This window comes from Actinomadura sp. HBU206391 (assembly GCF_014323665.1).
GTDB lineage: Bacteria > Actinomycetota > Actinomycetes > Streptosporangiales > Streptosporangiaceae > Actinomadura_C.
Genome location: NZ_JABVEB010000511.1, coordinates 1 through 1832, shown reverse-complemented (window position 1 = coordinate 1832; position 1832 = coordinate 1). Strand labels below are relative to the sequence as shown.

Genomic DNA, 1832 nt, shown 5'->3' with positions numbered 1-1832 from the left:
CCGCATACCAGGCCCGGTCTCACTTTCATGCTGACCCGAGCATCCGTTCAAGGAGCCGTGTGAGCGTGCGACGCTCCTTCGCATCGAGACGGCCCGTGGTGGGGGCGAGTGCGCGACGCACCTGGGCGTGCACACGTTCGGCGAGCTCGAGGCCAGCGGCGGTCATGAACACGTCGACGACGCGGCCGTCGTCGGCGTTCTTGCCGCGTTCGAGCAGCCCCCGCTGCTCGGCGCGGTCGACCAGACCGGAAATCGTCGACTTGTCGAGCCCGAGGAAGTCCGCCAGCTCCGCCATCCGGGGTCTGCGGTCTCGCAGGATCCCGAACACCCGGAGCTGGGTGAGCGACAGCTCGTGTTCCGCTCCGATCCGGGTGAGCACGCCCATCACCACGAACGCGCTCTGCGCGAGCGCGTCGACGAGCGCCTCCCCGTCCGGATCGGCCTCTGCGTCGTGCATGTTCGGCGGTTCGTCGAGATGGATCGGTTCCGTACCCATGCCATCACCCTAATTGACATGGTTTGCATTACCAAGCATTATCGGGAGGTCGTCATGCACGCAGCCGTCGTCACATCGTTCGACGCCCCAGCACGTCGGCATGGGGTGTCCTCGGCGTCGAAGTCAACCTGTCCCGCCGCACCTACAATATTCTGCGACCCCACCAGGCCCTTGACGAACGCACGCCACGCGCGGCTTACCTCGCCGTCGAACACTGCGATCAGCGTGTGGCCTTTGGCGGACCCGCTACTTGACTGGGAGGTCCTGGCATGACCAGTAAGTTCACCGAGCTTGCGATCGACTGTGCCGATCCCAACGGTCTCGCCCGGTTCTGGTGCTCGGTCCTTGACTACGAGGTGCAAGACGAAGACGACGGAATTGTCACAATTGGCTCCCCTAGGGTGTCTGAAGGCAAGAACCGCCTTGGCCCAGTGCCACCGACGTTGACATTCGCGCACGTACCCGAGGGCAAGACCGTCAAGAACAGGCTGCACCTCGACGTCAACCCAACCGACAGGGAGCAAGACGAAGAGGTCCGTCGCCTGCTCGACCTAGGTGCTCGACACGCCGATGTCGGCCAAACCGGCGATGAGAGCTGGGTCTGTCTTGCCGACCCGGAGGGGAACGAGTTCTGCGTCCTTGCGGGTCGCCGCCCCTGATCGGAGGCCGCACACCGCGCCAGACCTACTTCCGGTCGCCTACCCACGCTCACGCGAACACGATGAGGGCGCCTCCAAAGATGGAGAATCCCGACGTTGCCCGAGCGCTGCGCCGCCTACGCTGAGGCCATGCCCGACGACGAAAGTCGGCCCGCCCGGGTCGAGGACGTGCACGAGCTTGCTCTGGCTATGCCACATGTCACCGTTTACCCCGGGACCGGTGACAATCCGATCTACCAAGTGGGTGGGAAGTCGTTTATCTTCTTCCGCAATCCGCGGCCTGATGCGGTCGATCCCGAGACGGGGGAACGCTATCGGGATGTGATCGTTTTCTGGATTGCGTCCGAAGAAGACAAGCAGGCGTTGGTGCAGGACGAGGCATCGCCGTTTTTCACCACCGCGCATTTCAACGGCCACCTCTCTGTGCTGCTGCGGGCCAGCCGCATCGGTGAGCTCACCCGGGACGAACTGGCAGAGATAGTTCAGGACGCGTGGTTGTCACGCGCGTCAGCCCGCCGAGCTTCAGCCTGGCTGAACGCTCACCCCCCAACGTGATCATCGTCTCGCCACGTGCTCCACGCTGCGGAACACCTCGTACTCAGCGCGGCAGATCAGTGCACCTGATCATGCAGATGAAGTTCCCGGGGCTCTAGCCTGCATGGTGCGCTGCCGGGTGG

General features: G+C 64.0%; 3 protein-coding genes. 2 read left to right on the top strand and 1 reads right to left on the bottom strand.

Going from position 1 to position 1832, the window contains the following annotated elements; translation table 11 throughout:
- Positions 1–25: 25 nt before the first annotated feature.
- The gene (locus HKK72_RS38940) at positions 26–496 is read right to left on the bottom strand and encodes a MarR family winged helix-turn-helix transcriptional regulator (protein WP_261987614.1); all 471 of its coding nucleotides are present in this window, start codon (positions 494–496) and stop codon (positions 26–28) included.
- A gap of 269 nt (positions 497–765) precedes the next feature.
- Here HKK72_RS38940 and HKK72_RS38935 point away from each other — a divergent pair, with 269 nt between their 5' ends.
- Together HKK72_RS38935 and HKK72_RS38930 are read left to right on the top strand one after the other, a co-directional pair.
- Positions 766–1155 (top strand): VOC family protein, encoded by a 390-nt coding sequence (locus tag HKK72_RS38935; protein ID WP_187239381.1) that lies wholly within the window; start codon positions 766–768, stop codon positions 1153–1155.
- A gap of 129 nt (positions 1156–1284) precedes the next feature.
- Entirely contained in the window at positions 1285–1710 is a 426-nt protein-coding gene (locus HKK72_RS38930; RefSeq protein WP_187239380.1) for an MmcQ/YjbR family DNA-binding protein, read from the top strand.
- Positions 1711–1832 lie beyond the last annotated feature (122 nt).